Raw genomic sequence first — 15326 nt, forward strand, 5'->3', positions numbered from 1 at the left:
CGCCCGCCAAGACTTTTCTCAAGACCGGTCATGCTCCCCATGCGATCCTTCGGCCTTCCCGACATTCTCCGCGCCGCCCCGCCGGCCGCCGCCGCGAGCGGAGCGGCGCCCGCGCCCGAGACCCTGCCGGAGTGGAACCTTGGCGATCTTTACGCCTCGATGGAGGACCCCGCCTTCGCGCGCGACCTCGCCCAGGCGGCCTCCGAGGCAAAGGCTTTCAACACGGCCTATAAGGGCCGGCTCGAGATGCTGGCCAGGGATGAATCGGGCGCCGGCCTTCTCGAGGCGGTCCGGCGCTATGAAGCGCTGGAGGAATTGTTAGGGCGCATCATGTCCTACGCCGGGCTCGTTTACGCCGGCGACACCTCCGATCCGTTGCGCGGCAAATTCCATGGCGACGCGCAGGAGAAAATCACTTCCGCCTCATCCGATCTCCTCTTTTTCGAACTTGAATTGAACCGGCTCGCCGACGGCGCGCTCGACAAGCCGATGGCGGCGGGGCCGCTCGCCCATTACCGGCCCTGGATCGAGGACATCCGCAAGGGCAAGCCTTACCAGCTCGACGACCGGCTCGAGCAATTGTTTCATGAAAAATCCGTCACCGCCTTCGGCGCCTGGAACCGGCTGTTCGACGAGACCATCGCCGCGCTGCGCTTTTCCGTCGATGGCGAAAAGCTGAGCCTCGAGCCCGTGCTCAACCTGATGCAGTCCGACAAGGAAGAGATTCGCGAAAAGGCGGCCAATGCCTTTGGCGCGGGTTTGAAGGAAAATCTGCGGACCTTCGCGCTAATCTCCAACACCCTGGCCAAGGATAAGGAGATTTCCGACCGCTGGCGCGGCTTCAAGGATGTCGCCGACGCGAGGCATCTCGCCAACCGGGTCGAGCGGGAAGTCGTCGATGCGCTGGTCGAGGCGGTCCACGCCGCCTATCCGCGCCTGTCGCATCGCTATTACAAGCTCAAGGCCAAATGGTTCGGCAAACCGAAGCTCAAACATTGGGATCGCAACGCGCCGCTGCCGAACGTCCCGGCCAAGACCTATCGCTGGGGCGAGGCGCGGGACACGGTGCTCGACGCCTATGGCGCTTTTTCCCCGAAGATGGCCGGCATCGCCAAGCGCTTTTTCGACGAGCGCTGGATCGATGCGCCGGTGCGGCCGGGCAAGGCGCCGGGGGCCTTCGCGCATCCGACCGTGCCCTCCGCGCATCCCTATGTGCTGCTGAACTATCAGGGCAAGCCGCGCGACGTGATGACCCTCGCCCATGAGCTCGGCCACGGCGTGCATCAGGTCCTGGCGGGACCCAATGGCGCCTTGATGGCGCCGACGCCGCTGACCCTGGCGGAAACCGCCTCGGTCTTTGGCGAAATGCTGACCTTCCGCGCGCTGCTCGAGCAAACCAGCGCCGTTAGCGAGCGCCGCGCCATGCTCGCCGCCAAGGTCGAGGACATGCTCAACACGGTGGTGCGGCAGATCGCCTTCTATTCCTTCGAGCGCGCGGTTCACCTCGAACGGCGCAATGGCGAACTCACGGCCGATCAGATCTGCGCGCTATGGATGCGCGAGCAGTCGGAAAGCCTCGGGCCCTCGATCGAACTCGGCCAGGACTATGAGGCCTATTGGGCCTATATTCCGCATTTCGTCCATTCGCCCTTTTATGTCTACGCCTATGCGTTCGGGGATTGCCTCGTCAATTCGCTCTATGGCGTCTATCAGGGCGCGCAGGAGGGTTTCGCGGAGCGCTATCTCGCCATGCTATCGGCTGGCGGCACGAAACATCATGCCGAGCTTCTCGCGCCCTTCGGCCTCGATGCCCGCGATCCGGCATTTTGGCAGATCGGGCTCTCAATGATCGAGGCAATGATCATCGAGCTCGAAGGTTTGGAAGGAAAGGCGTAGGACGGTCGCGCCCGCTCGGCTGGGCGCGCGTCGGCTTTTTTGTGAATGCAAACCGGTTGCCGCTTCGCTCGAAGGCGTTCTATCGAATGCTTCCGACGGCCATCTCGTCGAGAGGGCCGAGCCCATTCTGGGCGCGAATTATGCTGGCGATTCGACTCGCCTTTTCGCGTGTTCCCGCCGTAAAAACCGCGGCCCTCGCGCAGGCGTAAAGGACGTTATAGCCACCAATTCCCGCCGCGTTCGACCGCTTGACGCAATTGACCCTCGCCGCCGCCGGGACATCCCGCCATTCGCGCGACGCCAGTCCGGCAATCCGGTTCAGCCGCGCGATGCAGACAGCGCGGGCAGCCTCCGCCGCGACCCTATTTCCCGGCCACGCCGCATTGCAGCGCGCTGCGACATCATAGCGCGGAAAGTCATCGCCGACGGCGTCGGCGATCGAGATCTCCGGTCCCTTAAAAATCGTGTGTCCGTCCACCGCGCCCGCTGGGGCCGGCGCCAGCGCCAACGCCAGAAAAAGGACGAGTCTCTTCAATCTGATCTCCTCCGCTTGAGCGCCAATTTGCGGCCGCCGCCGAACCGCGCCTGGATTGATGTTCACAGCATGAGGCAAGGAGCCTCATCGGCTCCAGTCCTTTGTCTTGCCGCTTTTCTCTTGCGCGAATCTGGATCCGTCGCGCGAAAAGCGAGTTGCTTATCGTAAGCCATTCGCCCCGATATGTGCCTTAGCGCACAAAGCCTAAAATATCCTTCACGGCGGCCATGTTCTCGCGGGCGATGGTTTTTGCTCGGTAAGCGCCGTCGGCCAGGACCGCGTCGATATAGGAGACATCGTCCTTCAATCGCTTCATTTCAGCCCCGATCGGTCCGAGCTTGGCCACAGAGAGGTCGACGAGAGCCGATTTGAACGCCGAGAAATTGCCGCCCCCGAACGCCCTGAGGACCTCCGGTTTCGTCTCGCCATTGAGCGCGGCGTAGATGCCGACGAGATTGTCCGCTTCCGGCCGATGCGCGAGGCCCGCCGGTTCGGAGGGCAGCGCTTCCGGATCGGTCTTCGCCTTGCGAATTTTCTGCGCGATCGTGTCCGCATCGTCGGACAGATTGATCCGCGAATAATCGGACGGATCGGATTTCGACATTTTCTTGGAGCCGTCGCGAAGGCTCATGACGCGCGTGGCGGGCCCCTGAATCAAAGGCTCCGGAGAGGGAAAAAACGCGTCGCCGTGACCATGCGCGGCGATCGACTCGGCAAAATCGAGATTGAATTTTTGCGCGATGTCGCGCGCAAGTTCGAGATGCTGTTTCTGGTCCTCGCCAACCGGAACATGGGTCGCGCGATAAAGGAGAATATCCGCGGCCATCAGGCAGGGATAAGCGTAAAGGCCAACCGAGGCGTTCTCTTTGTCCTTGCCGGCCTTTTCCTTGAATTGCGTCATCCGACTCAGCCAGCCGACGCGCGCGACGCAATTGAAGACCCAGGCGAGCTCTGCATGCTCGGCAACTTGGCTCTGATTGAAGACGATATGCTGTTTCGGATCGATGCCGGCGGCGACGTAAGCCGCCGTCACTTCGCGGATATTCGCCCTTAGCTCCTCCGGCTTTTGCGGAACGGTGATCGCATGCAGATCGACGACGCAATAGAGGCAATCATGGGTGCTCTGCAATTCGACGAATTTGACGATCGCGCCGAGATAATTGCCCAAGTGCAGGTTCCCGGTTGGCTGCACGCCGGAGAAAACGCGTTCGATAAACTTTGCCATGCTGGCTCCAGATGTCGGGCTGAGCAGCCCTCTTACTTCCTCGAACGCGCGAAGGCAAAAGACGCGCTGTCGCGGTTGTGGATCCGGCCTGGCACAACCAGTCATATCGCGCGCCCTGGTCTCGGATCGGGACGCGCCCTGGGCGCAAATCGTCCCGGCGCCGGCGACGTCAAACCCTTCCTGAGGTAATGTCGTTGCATTGGGATCGCCCAACCAGGGAGGGAAACATGCGCGAAGCATTCATGCCCATCGTTATGTGCCTCACGGCGGCTTTCGGACTTACTGCGAACGCCCTTGCCGAACAGCCCGAACCGCTTCATCCGACGCAGGTTTTTACGGTGAAGCCGCCGTTTCTGGAGAAAAAGAACAAGGATGACGACGATGAAAAAATCGCCGAGGACCTGAGCGGCGCCGCATGCGCGCCTTCCGGCATTTGTCTCGCCATCAACGACCAGAGCCGGTTCGCCCAGCCTTTCACCATCGACAAAGAGAGCGGCGACGACCGCAAGGGGCGGATAAGGGCCGGAGAACCGGTCAAGATCATCGGCAAGAATCCCAGCGCCGCAACGCTGGGGGCGGCGCCGGCCGTCGACAGTTGCCCCGGTGAAAAAGATGATTTTAAGGATTTAGACGGCGAGGGGGTGGCCTATGCGGCGCCCTATTTCTACATCGTCGGATCGCACGGCTGCACGCGCAAGGACGGCGATTTCCTGCTCTCGTCCTTCATTCTGGCGCGCATTCGCGCGGACCAAGTCAGCCCCTCGGGATCCGGGGAAGACGCAAGCGTGGAGACGACCTATCGTCTGGCCGATGCGCTCCGGGCGGCGCCGACGGTCGGGCCCTTTTTCGGCAAGGATCTCAACGACGACGAGGGCCTCAACATTGAAGGCCTCGCGGTCGTCGGGAGCCGCCTGTTCGTCGGCCTGCGGGCGCCCTCGATCAAGGGAGAGGCTTTTCTGGTCAGCGCGCCGATCGATCGACTTTTCGCATCCGGCCATGATCCCCTGGACGCAACGCCCGAGGTCGTTCCTCTTGCATTGGGCCACAAGGTCGGCATTCGCGATCTCGCCGCCTTGCCTGATGGCCGGCTTCTGGTTCTCGCCGGTCCCACCCAAGAGCAAGCGGACATTCCCTACAGCCTGTTCATCGTCGAGCCCAACGTCGGCGGCGAGGCAAAGCAGATCGCCACGCTGGAAGATGTGTACGAAAAAAAGGACAAACGCGCCAAGGCCGAGGCCGTCACGATCCTTGACCCGGACCCGCTGCGCATTCTCGTTTTCTTCGACGGGCCAAAGAACGGAGCGCCGCGCGAATTCGTGATTTCGCGATAGGCCGCCAAGATGGCGCGCTTCTCGACAAGGCCGCGTTGAGCGCCGGCGGAGGGGCGCTATTGCAGCCGTTTTTGACGCTCAAGCGACCAATTTTGTGGTAGCTATTTGGCGACGCGCAAACGCGTCGAATCGCTTTAGGGGGGACACATGAAAGCCGCCATATTTGCGGTCGCGGCGCTCGCCGCTGCGACCTATCCTGGTGCTTGCGCTCGGGCCGAGCAAAAACCTGCGAACGAAGAAAACACAGTGGCGATTCCGCCCGCCAATTGGCTGTTTGTCCAGACCGCCGACTCGATGACCTTTAAGGGCGCGACCCTAACGCTCAAGGGCGTAGCTCCCCAGACCATCATGTTCAGCGACCGGCCGGAACGGCTGACGGGCGACGCTCCAACCGCAAAATTCGTGAGCTTCTGGACCTCCGGCAAAAGCGATTTCGAGAAAGATCCGCCAAATGCGACGCTCTCGGTGAACGTCGACGGCAAGACTCATCTCTCGGTCATCGAGCTCACCGACCCTCAGATCAAGGGAGACACCCTGACTTATACGGTCAAGGTGCTGGGCGATGCTCCACCCGCCGCCGGCCAGGAGGCGACGCTGTTCATCGACTGGTGGTACGGGCCGGGTTGGGGTCCGCGTCATTATTGGGGTCCCGGCCCCTGGGGCCCGTGGCGCGGCGGCGCGTGCTGGCGGGGTCCGTATGGAGGACTGCATTGCCGTCCGGCGTGGGCCTGGTAAGGCGACAGCCTCTCTCGATCAATCATCAACTGCCGGAAGTCGCGCCGCAGATTGGCGCGACTTCTTCCTTAGAGACCGGCCAACCTTAAGACCGCCCAAGAATGGGCCGCGCCTTTAGAGAATGAACCGGCTCAGGTCGGCGTTCTTGGCGAGGTCGCCGATGTTGCGCTCGACGAAATCGGCGTCGATCTCGATCCGTTCGCCGGATCGGTCGGAGGCGGTGAAACTCACATCGTCGAGGACGCGCTCCATCACGGTCTGCAACCGCCGCGCGCCAATATTCTCCACCGTGGAATTGACCTGCGCCGCGATCCGCGCCAGCGCGTTCACGGCGGCTGGCAAAAACACGAGCTCGACGCCTTCGGTGAGGAGCAAGGCTTCATATTGCTTGATGAGGCTCACTTCCGTTTCGGTGAGGATGCGGCGGAAGTCCTCCTCGGTCAGCGGCGCGAGCTCGACCCGGATCGGCAGCCGCCCCTGCAATTCCGGCAGGAGGTCGGAAGGTTTCGACACATGAAACGCGCCCGAGGCGATGAAGAGGATATGATCGGTCTTGACCGCCCCATGTTTGGTCGCGACCGTCGTGCCTTCGATCAGCGGCAAAAGATCGCGTTGGACGCCTTCGCGCGAGACGTCGGCGCCGCCGCCGCGCCCCTCGCGCGCGCAAATCTTGTCGATCTCGTCAAGGAACACGATGCCATTATTTTCGACGTCGCGAATGGCGTCCTGAATGATCTGATCCTGGTCGATCAGCTTGTCGCTTTCCTCAAGGATCAGGGGCGCCGTCGCGTCCTTGACCGTCGTGCGGCGGGGCTTGGCGCGATTGCCGAGCGACTTGCCGAAAATATCGCCGATCGAAATCGCGCCGATCGAGGCGCCGGGCATGTTGGGCAAATCGAACATCGGCATCGACGAGGAGGCTTGGGCGATCTCGATCTCGATCTCCTTGTCGTCGAGGTCGCCGGCGCGCAGCTTCTTGCGGAAGGCGTCGCGGGTTCCGGGCGAGGCGTTGACGCCGACGAGAGCGTCGAGAATCCGCTCTTCGGCGGCAAGCTCCGCCCGCGCATGCACCAGCTTGCGCCGCTCTTCCTTGCTCATCGCGATCGCGGTTTCGACCAGATCGCGAATGATCTGCTCGACGTCCCGGCCGACATAGCCGACCTCGGTGAATTTGGTCGCCTCGACCTTCAAGAAAGGCGCGCCGGCGAGTTTCGCGAGCCGGCGCGAAATCTCGGTCTTGCCGCAGCCGGTCGGTCCGATCATCAGGATATTCTTGGGCAGAACCTCGTCGCGCATCGAACCCTCGAGGCGCAGGCGCCGCCAGCGATTGCGCAAGGCGATCGCCACGGCGCGTTTGGCGTCGTTTTGCCCGACGATGAAACGGTCGAGTTCGGAAACGATCTCACGCGGAGAAAAATCGGTCATTGCGTTAGGCTTCCCCGCGCGGTCATTTCGAGGCTATCGATTCCAGCACATGATTTGCGTTGGTGTAGACGCAGATTTCCGAGGCGATCTGGAGCGCGCGGCGGGCGATGGCCTCCGCGTCCATATCGGTGGCGAGCAGGGCGCGGCCGGCGGCCAGCGCATAATTGCCGCCCGATCCGATCCCCATCACGCTGCCCCGCTCGGCGGCCTCCGGCTCCAGCACGTCGCCGGTGCCGGTGAGCACCAGAGCGGCTTCTTTATCGGCGACCAGCATCATCGCCTCGAGCCGGCGCAAATAGCGATCCGTGCGCCAATCCTTGGCGAGCTCCACGCAAGCGCGCATGAGCTGGCCGGGATATTGCTCGAGCTTGCTTTCGAGCCGCTCGAACAAGGTGAAGGCATCGGCGGTGGCCCCGGCGAACCCGCCGATCACCTCGCCCTTGGCGAGCCGGCGGACCTTCTTGGCGTTGCCCTTGACGATCGTCTGGCCGATCGAAACCTGGCCGTCGCCGCCAATCACGGTGCGGCCGTCCTTCTTCACCATGATGATGGTGGTCCCATGCCAGCCGGATTGCCGGCCCTCGCCCCCGGGCGGATGATCTTGCATCAAAACTCTCTAAATGACATTACGCCCGGCCCCCGGGCGCGGCGGAGGAAGGGTTCGACAGACAATGTTCATGTATGGCCTCGCGCCGGAGCTTGCAAGCCGGGCGGGGCCAGGGACCGCCGCAAGGCGGGTCCCCGCGCCCTCTCGGTCTGGCATTTGAAGATCTGTTCGGTCGGCGGCGCCGCCGCGCTTCGAACGCCGGCGGGAAATCCCACCGGCGCCCGCGTCTAGAGCATATTCCGAACAGATTGGTTCAATCTGTTCGACGAGAATATGCTCAGCCTCTTTAACACTGGAGCGATTTCTGATCGATCGAATGACTCCATTCGATCGGAAAGCGCTCTAGCGCGTTAGCGTCGCGCCAACGCGCGGTTAAGAGCGATTGTCATGTCCATAATCGTCATGGCGGTCGAAATCGAACATATCGAAGAGATCGCCAATGGCCGGCATGTTGCTCGGCACATAGACATTGTGGTCGTTCTGCCTGGGATTGGGCAGGTTGTCGCGGCTGCGCTTGGTCAGCGTCTCCTTGAGCTTCCAGTTCCGTTCGATGAATTTCACAAACGAGGAATGCTCGTTATAGACATGGCTGACATGGCCACCGGTCGAGAACGGCGACACAGCAATCATCGGGACGCGCGGCCCCGTGCCGAAAAAGTCGACCGGTTGGATGAAGCCCGAATCATAGTAGCCGCCGCCTTCATCGGCCGTCACGAAGATCGCGGTCTCGGCCCATTGCTCCTTGTTGCTCTGTGCGAGCGTGATGATATTGTCGACGAAAGCTTCGAAGAGACCCCATTTGGACGAGGCCGGGTGGCCGTCGAGCGCGCCGTCCGGCTTCACGTAGGACACCGCCGGCAACGTGCCTTTGGCGAGGTCGGTGAAGAGATCGGTCACGTCGCGCATATGATCGGCCCGAAGCGAGGGATAGTTCGCCTGATGCTCGAAGGGATTGCAAATGGTGCAATAGCCGTTGACCGCGGCGCCGGCCACCGAAAGCTTATAGCCGCCGCCATAGTAGATCCACGGAATGTGGTGGTCGTTCATCACGTCGCCGATGCTGCGGATATAGACCGGTGGAATGATATTATTGGTTGGGTTGGCATTGTCGGGCGCGCCGGTCGGAATCCCCGCCGGCGTGAAGGCCGGACCGACATTGACCGCCGGATAGTAGTGGCCGGGATCGCATTTCGTATCGACCTTATAAGGCAAGGCGCGCAGGTAGTCGGCTATTGGCTTCACTCCGGGCGCGCTTTCATCCGAACAATTGAACCATTGCGCGCGCAACGTATAAAGATTGAGGGTTCCGGGTTGCGGATTGGGATTGTAAATGCGGGTCGCGATCGGCGTCGCGGCCTTGCCGGTTGAATCGCCGAAGTAGATTTGGTCGGCGAAGCCGAGCGGAATGCTGTCGGGACCCGTTCCGCCCATCACCGACTGATGATAATTATCGCTGATCGTGTATTTGTCGGCGAGGCGCTTGGTGATCGCCGCGTCGCCCTGCTGCATGTTGAAAAAGGCCATGGTCTGGCCGGTGTCATGCGGCGTTCCGCCGAGCGGAGTATTGTATGTCGTGGTAATCGCCGATTGCAAATCCTTCAGGCAACCGGTCGGATTTTCTCGCGACGCATGCTCTTTGTCGATAGCGCAATCCATTTGCTGATACATCTGGAAGAACTGATGGATCGTGTCGGCGGTGAAAGCGTCATAGGGCATCCCCGGCCCGGTCAATTGGAACGGTCCCGGCGGCAAGGTCGTGACATTGGCGATGCGCGTATCGGGGCCAAGGGTGACGGGAAGACCCGTGCCGCCTGTGCCGAAGAGATATTGATCCTTCTGCGGAATGCCTGGGTCGCCGCCTGGCGTGTTCAAGATGAACGCAAGCGGCGATGCCGCCGGCACGCCGCCAATATCGGGCGCTGGCAAGGTCGTGTAGAGCGTCTTATTTTCGTGGCCGGCGCTGATGAAGAACCGGTCTCCATTCGGCGCCGAAGTGATCTTATATTGTTTAGCTTTAGCAAAATGCGGCCCCGGCGCGCCATCGGCCTTCACAATGCCCTGCGACAACAGGTTCAATATTTTCTCGTCGCGGCGCTTCGGCGCATAAGTGGCGAAGAGATGATCGAAGGAGCGGTTTTCTCCGACGATGATGATGACGTGCTTGATCGGGCTCGCCGTCCTAAGCGAATGAGCTGACTTGCCCGCGAGAGTTTCGGCGTTGGTCGCGGCGCCAAAGCCTAGGGGCGACAAAGTGAGCGCGACCGCGCAAACGGCGACCGTAAATCTCAATCTCATCTTATGGCTTGGAGCTAATTTTCTATTTTTCCAATTCATCGGTCCCTCCAGAGGTCCATGCGAACCATTTAGAAGGTTAATTCGCCCATGCGACCGGCAACGGTCGGTTGGATGTCCGTTATTTGAATATTGTTTTTAAGGCTTCGACGCGAGGCTTCGGTCGCCCAGTTGAATTGCGATGTCGGATCGGATCACTGATGCCCGCCCAATCACCGCATCGCGCACCGCTCAAACCTCAACCCAGCCACGCCCGCAAACCGCGAAGGTAGCCAAGCGCCCGCCAAGTTGCTAGAGCATCTCGAAATCCCATTCAGGCTCCGGTTCCTTGAAAGAGTTCAGCAACCGCCAAGCCGCAGTTTCCGAGCCCGTTCATGCGCGCCGCCGCCGTATCCCGCAAAACCAAGGAGACCGAGATCGAGGTCCATGTCCATCTCGACGGCTCTGGCTTGGCCAAAATTTCGACCGGAATCGGCTTTTTCGATCACATGCTGGAGCAGCTCGCCCGCCATTCGCTGATCGATATGGAGATCAAGGCGAAGGGCGATCTCCATATCGATCAGCATCATACGGTCGAGGATACTGGCATCGCGCTGGGACAGGCGGTCCGGCGCGCGCTTGGCGACATGGCGGGCATCACCCGCTTCGCCGATGTGCTCCTGCCGATGGACGAGACCTTGACCCGCGTCGCGATCGATATTTCCGGTCGGCCGTTTCTGGTGTTCAGGACGCAATTCGCAAGGGCCAAGATCGGCAATTTCGACACCGAACTCGTGCGCGAATTTTTCCAGGCCTTCACCATGCACGCCGGGATGAATGTTCACGTCGAGACCCTATATGGTGAAAATTCGCATCATATTTCGGAATCCTCGTTCAAGGGCCTCGCCCGCGCCCTGCGGCTCGCCGTGGCCGTGGACCATCGCCAGCTCGGCGCGATTCCCTCGACCAAGGGATCGCTCGCGGGCTAGAGCATTTTCGAGCGAAGTGGATACCGGTTCGCGTTAAGAAAATGCGACAAAACAAAGAACTAGATCTGCTTTCCGATTCCATGGAATCGGAAAGCAGATCTAGAGCATGTTCTGATTGAGATCATGCGTTGAAGCCAAGCCCATTGGCCTAAAGAGGAGCCTGACCATGGCCGTCTATTCGGTCCATCTGCAAGGAGACGACGCGTCCGACCTCACCGAGGCCGCCTTCACGCGCTCGGGATTCGAGTGGGCCGCTTTCTTGAACGGACCCTTCTGGCTGCTTGGGCATCGGCTTTGGCTCGCCGCCGCGCTTTGGACGGCGTCGCTCCTCTTGCTGGTCGTCTTGGTCTCGCTCGGATTTTTGTCCCCCGGCGCGGGCCTGACTCTTATCCTGCTCCTCGAGATCCTGCTCGGGCTCGAGGCCAATCGCCTGCTTGAGGCGCGGCTGGAGCGGCGCGGCTATCGGCTCGTCGAAATAATCGCGGCGCCCGCCCGCGACGAGGCGGAAGCGGCTTTTTACCGTCGCTTGGAAACGCTGGACGCGCCGGCGCCGCCGGAACCGGGGCCAAGGGCTCGCAGCCCGGCACCCCATCATGACGTGCTGGGCCATTTTCCTGAGCCTGGGGGACGCCGGTGAGCGTCGCCATCATCGATTACGGTTCGGGCAATCTCCATTCCGCCCATAAGGCCTTCGAGCGCGCCGCGCGCGAAGCCGGCCTCTCCTGCGCGATCAAGGTGACGCGCGATCCGGACGATGTCTTGCGCGCCGATCACATTGTCTTGCCCGGCGTCGGCGCCTTCGCCGATTGCCGCCGCGGCCTCGGCGCCGCGCCCGGCATGGTCGAGGCCATGACCGCGGCCGTCCGCGAAAAGGGCCGGCCCTTTCTGGGGATTTGCGTCGGCATGCAATTGATGGCGACGCGGGGCTTGGAGCATGAGGTCACGGCCGGCCTCGATTGGATCGAGGGCGACGTCGCCGCCATCGACCCGAATGGCCAGTCCCTTGACCAACCGTTGCGCATTCCGCACATGGGCTGGAACACGCTCGACCCGCGCGTCGACCATCCGCTGCTTGAGGGCATTCCAACCGGGCCGGAAGGGCTGCACGCCTATTTCGTCCATTCCTACGCGTTCAGCCCAAAGGCCGAGGAATTCGTCATCGCCGCGACCGATTACGGCGGGCCCGTGACCGCGCTGATCGGCCGCGAGAATATGGCCGGCACGCAATTCCATCCGGAAAAGAGCCAGACCCTCGGCCTTGCCCTGATCGCCAATTTCCTGCGGTGGCGGCCATGATCCTTTTCCCAGCGATCGACCTCAAGGAAGGCCGCTGCGTCCGGCTCCAGCAGGGCGACATGGCGAAGGCGACGATCTTCAACGAGGATCCGGCGGCGCAAGCGCAGGCCTTCGAGCGGCAGGGCTTCGAATATCTTCATGTCGTCGATCTCGACGGCGCCTTCGCCGGCCGGCCGATGAACGCCAAGGCCGTCGAGGCGATCCTGGCCAAGGTCAAAATGCCGGTCCAGCTCGGCGGCGGGATCCGCGATCTTGCCACCATCGAGGCTTGGCTCGGCAAAGGCGTCGCCCGGGTCATCATCGGGACCGCGGCGGTCCGCGATCCCGATCTCGTCCGGCAGGCGGCGAAGCTCTATCCAGGCGCCATCGCGGTCGGCATCGACGCCAAGGACGGCGCCGTCGCGGTCGAAGGCTGGGCCAAAACCTCGGCGCTCGGCGCGGTCGAACTCGGCAAGCGCTTCGAGGACGCCGGGGTTGCGGCAATCATCTATACCGACATCGCCCGCGACGGCGTCCTGCAAGGGTTGAACATAGCGGCGACCCTGGCGCTCGCCGACGCGCTCGCCATTCCCGTCATCGCCTCGGGCGGCCTCGCCTCGCTCGATGACATAGAGCGCCTGCTGCAACCAGATTGCGCCAAGCTTGCGGGAGCCATCACCGGCCGGGCGCTTTACGACGGACGGCTCGATCCAGCGCAGGCGCTGCGCCTGATCGCGCAGGCGAAGGCGGCGGCATGAAGATGAACCCTGTCGCCGGAGCCATGCCTCATGCTTAAAGCCCGCGTCATCCCCTGCCTCGACGTCAAAGATGGCCGCGTCGTCAAGGGCGTCAATTTCGTCGATCTGCGCGACGCCGGCGATCCGGTCGCCTGCGCGATCGCCTATGACGCCGCCGGCGCCGACGAACTCTGTTTCCTCGACATCACCGCCAGCCACGAGAACCGCGGGATTATCCTCGACGTCGTCCAGCGCACGGCGGAGGCCTGCTTCATGCCGCTCACCGTCGGCGGCGGGGTGCGCACCCTGGAGGATATCCGCAAGCTTCTCCTCGCCGGCGCCGACAAGGTCTCGATCATGACCGCCGCCGTCGCGAAGCGCGATTTCGTGCGCGAGGCGGCGGAGAAATTCGGCAGCCAATGCGTCGTCGTGGCGATCGACGCGAAGCAGACCGGCTCCGCCAAATGGGAAATCTTCACCCATGGCGGGCGGCAAGCCACCGGCCTCGACGCAGTCGCCTATGCCCGCGAGGTCGTTGCGCTCGGGGCGGGCGAAATCCTGTTGACGTCGATGGACCGCGACGGCGCCAAGAGCGGATTTGATCTCGCCCTCACCCGCGCCGTCACCGACGCCGTCGGCGTTCCGGTCATCGCCTCGGGCGGCGTCGGGACGCTCGACCATCTCGTCGAGGGCATTCGCGAGGGCGGCGCCACCGCCGTATTGGCCGCCTCGATCTTCCATTTCGGCGAATTCACCATCTCCGAAGCCAAAAGCTATATGGCCGGTTTCGGATTGCCGATGCGTCTCGACGCCGTCCCCGAAGCGGCGCGCGCCCATGAGAGAGACGCGGCCATTGGCGCGAAGGCGGCTCGATGACGGCCTTTACCTTGGACGATCTCGCCGCGATCATAGCCGCGCGCAGCGGATCGACCGCCGAGGCCTCCTACACCAAATCGCTTCTTGACGCCGGTCCCGCCCGCGCGGCGAAGAAATTGGGCGAGGAGGCCGTCGAACTCGTGATCGCCGCCGTTGAAGGGGACCGCAAGGCCATCGCCAGCGAAAGCGCCGATCTGCTATACCATTTGCTGGTTGTGCTGCAGCAGGGCGGCGTCGCCTTGAGCGAGGTTCTGGCCGAACTCGAGCGGCGGACCAATTTGTCCGGGCATCAAGAAAAAGCCGCGCGGAAGAGTGATTTGCCTTGACCGATGGGGGCTCCGGCGCGGCAAAATCCGGCGGAGCTCCGGATTTGAGCAAAGGATCCTTCATGGACGAGCGGGCGCCTCCTGCCGCCGCGACCCTTTCTCCCTATCACCGCTTCAGCCGGAGCGAATGGGCGGACCTGCGCGCCGATACGCCGCTGACGCTGACCAGCGGTGACCTCGCGAGGTTGCGATCGCTGAACGATCCGATTTCGCTCGAAGAGGTCATCGCGATCTATCTGCCGCTGTCGCGCCTCCTCGCGCTTTATGTCGCGGCGACGCAGGGCCTCTATAAGGCGACCCAGCGCTTTCTCGGCGATGAAGACGGAAAGACGCCTTATATCATCGGGGTGGCTGGGTCTGTCTCGGTCGGCAAATCGACCTTGTCGCGGGTCATGCAGGCGCTGCTGTCCCGCTGGCCGAATACGCCCAAGGTTGAGCTCGTCACCACCGACGGATTTTTGCATCCCAACGCCACGCTCGAAAGCGAAGGGCTGATGGCGAAAAAGGGCTTTCCGGAAAGCTACGACAGCGCCGGACTGCTACGCTTTCTCTCTGAAGTGAAGGCCGGCGAACGCGAGGTCAGGGCGCCGGTCTATTCGCATGTCACCTATGACGTGCTTCCCGGCGAGAGCATTGTCGTCGACCGTCCCGACATTCTGATCGTCGAGGGTCTGAACGTGCTTTTGCCCAATCGCCCCGCCAAGGACGGAAGGGCGACGCCCTTCGTTTCGGATTTCTTCGATTTTTCGATTTATCTCCATGCGGAGGAGAGCGATCTCGAAAAATGGTTCATCTCGCGCTTCATCGGACTGCGCGAGACCTCGTTTCGCGATCCGTCCTCCTATTTCAAGAAATACGCCGACCTCGACGACCCCGCGGCGGAAGCCACCGCGCGGGACATCTGGACCCGGATCAATCTCCGCAACCTGCGCGAAAATATCCTGCCGACCAGAGCTCGGGCCAATCTGGTTTTGACCAAAGGCCCAAGCCACCGCATCGAGGAAGTGGAATTGCGGAAGTTATAGGGGCGTATGCGCCCGTGAATTGACTCCGCCATTAAAGCCCAGCTTTGAAATCCTGGCGCGCTCCTTGCTGATC

15 protein-coding genes are annotated in these 15326 nt (G+C 62.2%); 10 read left to right on the plus strand and 5 right to left on the minus strand.

What is annotated here, in order from left to right:
- Positions 1–30: 30 nt before the first annotated feature.
- Positions 31–1896, plus strand: a complete 1866-nt coding sequence (locus DL86_RS09630; protein ID WP_036260723.1) for a M3 family oligoendopeptidase — start codon at positions 31–33, stop codon at positions 1894–1896.
- 79 nt (positions 1897–1975) lie between these two features.
- Here the strand turns inward: DL86_RS09630 and DL86_RS18685 are convergent, their stop codons facing one another.
- Together DL86_RS18685 and trpS are read right to left on the minus strand one after the other, a co-directional pair.
- Positions 1976–2431 (minus strand): hypothetical protein, encoded by a 456-nt coding sequence (locus DL86_RS18685; RefSeq protein WP_156964564.1) that lies wholly within the window; start codon positions 2429–2431, stop codon positions 1976–1978.
- A 190-nt stretch (positions 2432–2621) separates the two neighbouring features.
- Positions 2622–3656, minus strand: a complete 1035-nt coding sequence (gene trpS / locus DL86_RS09640) for a tryptophan--tRNA ligase (protein WP_036260724.1) — start codon at positions 3654–3656, stop codon at positions 2622–2624.
- A 227-nt stretch (positions 3657–3883) separates the two neighbouring features.
- Here trpS and DL86_RS09645 point away from each other — a divergent pair, with 227 nt between their 5' ends.
- Together DL86_RS09645 and DL86_RS09650 are read left to right on the plus strand one after the other, a co-directional pair.
- Entirely contained in the window at positions 3884–4987 is a 1104-nt protein-coding gene (locus tag DL86_RS09645) for a DUF3616 domain-containing protein (protein ID WP_051953113.1), read from the plus strand.
- A gap of 147 nt (positions 4988–5134) precedes the next feature.
- The gene (locus tag DL86_RS09650; protein ID WP_051953115.1) at positions 5135–5722 is read left to right on the plus strand and encodes a hypothetical protein; all 588 of its coding nucleotides are present in this window, start codon (positions 5135–5137) and stop codon (positions 5720–5722) included.
- A 114-nt stretch (positions 5723–5836) separates the two neighbouring features.
- Here the strand turns inward: DL86_RS09650 and hslU are convergent, their stop codons facing one another.
- The 3 genes from hslU to DL86_RS09670 form a co-directional block, all read right to left on the minus strand.
- Positions 5837–7147 carry an ATP-dependent protease ATPase subunit HslU gene (gene hslU / locus DL86_RS09655; protein ID WP_036260726.1) on the minus strand — a complete coding sequence of 437 codons (1311 nt, stop codon included), beginning with the start codon at positions 7145–7147 and terminating at the stop codon, positions 5837–5839.
- 22 nt (positions 7148–7169) lie between these two features.
- A complete protein-coding gene (gene hslV / locus DL86_RS09660) occupies positions 7170–7754 on the minus strand; it encodes an ATP-dependent protease subunit HslV (protein ID WP_036260728.1) in 585 nt (194 codons plus the stop codon).
- Between the two features lie 372 nt (positions 7755–8126).
- A complete protein-coding gene (locus tag DL86_RS09670) occupies positions 8127–10049 on the minus strand; it encodes an alkaline phosphatase family protein (protein WP_245276322.1) in 1923 nt (640 codons plus the stop codon).
- A 371-nt stretch (positions 10050–10420) separates the two neighbouring features.
- Between DL86_RS09670 and hisB the strand changes: the two genes are divergently transcribed.
- The 7 genes from hisB to coaA all read left to right on the plus strand — a co-directional run bounded on the left by hisB (position 10421) and on the right by coaA (position 15253).
- On the plus strand, positions 10421–11014 hold the full coding sequence (gene hisB, locus DL86_RS09675) for an imidazoleglycerol-phosphate dehydratase HisB (protein ID WP_036260734.1): 594 nt from the start codon (positions 10421–10423) through the stop codon (positions 11012–11014).
- 166 nt (positions 11015–11180) lie between these two features.
- Positions 11181–11651 carry a DUF2628 domain-containing protein gene (locus tag DL86_RS09680; protein WP_036260736.1) on the plus strand — a complete coding sequence of 157 codons (471 nt, stop codon included), beginning with the start codon at positions 11181–11183 and terminating at the stop codon, positions 11649–11651.
- Positions 11648–12310, plus strand: coding sequence for an imidazole glycerol phosphate synthase subunit HisH (gene hisH / locus DL86_RS09685; RefSeq protein ID WP_036260738.1), 663 nt, complete (start codon positions 11648–11650; stop codon positions 12308–12310). The genes DL86_RS09680 and hisH overlap by 4 nt, the downstream gene beginning before the upstream one ends.
- On the plus strand, positions 12307–13047 hold the full coding sequence (gene hisA / locus DL86_RS09690) for a 1-(5-phosphoribosyl)-5-[(5-phosphoribosylamino)methylideneamino]imidazole-4-carboxamide isomerase (RefSeq protein WP_036260739.1): 741 nt from the start codon (positions 12307–12309) through the stop codon (positions 13045–13047). Before hisH ends, hisA begins: the two co-directional genes overlap by 4 nt.
- Positions 13048–13077: 30 nt before the next feature.
- Complete coding sequence (gene hisF, locus DL86_RS09695) at positions 13078–13902, plus strand: imidazole glycerol phosphate synthase subunit HisF (protein ID WP_051953116.1); 825 nt, start codon at positions 13078–13080, stop codon at positions 13900–13902.
- Positions 13899–14228 carry a phosphoribosyl-ATP diphosphatase gene (locus DL86_RS09700; protein WP_036260740.1) on the plus strand — a complete coding sequence of 110 codons (330 nt, stop codon included), beginning with the start codon at positions 13899–13901 and terminating at the stop codon, positions 14226–14228. The genes hisF and DL86_RS09700 overlap by 4 nt, the downstream gene beginning before the upstream one ends.
- 62 nt (positions 14229–14290) lie before the next feature.
- Positions 14291–15253 carry a type I pantothenate kinase gene (gene coaA / locus DL86_RS09705; protein WP_036260882.1) on the plus strand — a complete coding sequence of 321 codons (963 nt, stop codon included), beginning with the start codon at positions 14291–14293 and terminating at the stop codon, positions 15251–15253.
- Positions 15254–15326: the final 73 nt, after the last annotated feature.

Source organism: Methylocapsa aurea (genome assembly GCF_000746085.1).
Taxonomy (GTDB): Bacteria; Pseudomonadota; Alphaproteobacteria; order Rhizobiales; family Beijerinckiaceae; genus Methylocapsa; species Methylocapsa aurea.

Coding starts and splice junctions, on each gene's coding strand:
- DL86_RS09670 (WP_245276322.1), bottom strand. CDS start 10,049: ATGAGATTGAGATTTACGGTCGCCGTTTGCGCGGTCGCGCTCACTTTG.
- DL86_RS09700 (WP_036260740.1), top strand. CDS start 13,899: ATGACGGCCTTTACCTTGGACGATCTCGCCGCGATCATAGCCGCGCGC.
- trpS (WP_036260724.1), bottom strand. CDS start 3,656: ATGGCAAAGTTTATCGAACGCGTTTTCTCCGGCGTGCAGCCAACCGGG.
- DL86_RS09680 (WP_036260736.1), top strand. CDS start 11,181: ATGGCCGTCTATTCGGTCCATCTGCAAGGAGACGACGCGTCCGACCTC.
- hisF (WP_051953116.1), top strand. CDS start 13,078: ATGCTTAAAGCCCGCGTCATCCCCTGCCTCGACGTCAAAGATGGCCGC.
- coaA (WP_036260882.1), top strand. CDS start 14,291: ATGGACGAGCGGGCGCCTCCTGCCGCCGCGACCCTTTCTCCCTATCAC.
- DL86_RS09650 (WP_051953115.1), top strand. CDS start 5,135: ATGAAAGCCGCCATATTTGCGGTCGCGGCGCTCGCCGCTGCGACCTAT.
- hisB (WP_036260734.1), top strand. CDS start 10,421: ATGCGCGCCGCCGCCGTATCCCGCAAAACCAAGGAGACCGAGATCGAG.
- hslU (WP_036260726.1), bottom strand. CDS start 7,147: ATGACCGATTTTTCTCCGCGTGAGATCGTTTCCGAACTCGACCGTTTC.
- DL86_RS09645 (WP_051953113.1), top strand. CDS start 3,884: ATGCGCGAAGCATTCATGCCCATCGTTATGTGCCTCACGGCGGCTTTC.
- hisA (WP_036260739.1), top strand. CDS start 12,307: ATGATCCTTTTCCCAGCGATCGACCTCAAGGAAGGCCGCTGCGTCCGG.
- DL86_RS09630 (WP_036260723.1), top strand. CDS start 31: ATGCTCCCCATGCGATCCTTCGGCCTTCCCGACATTCTCCGCGCCGCC.
- hslV (WP_036260728.1), bottom strand. CDS start 7,754: ATGCAAGATCATCCGCCCGGGGGCGAGGGCCGGCAATCCGGCTGGCAT.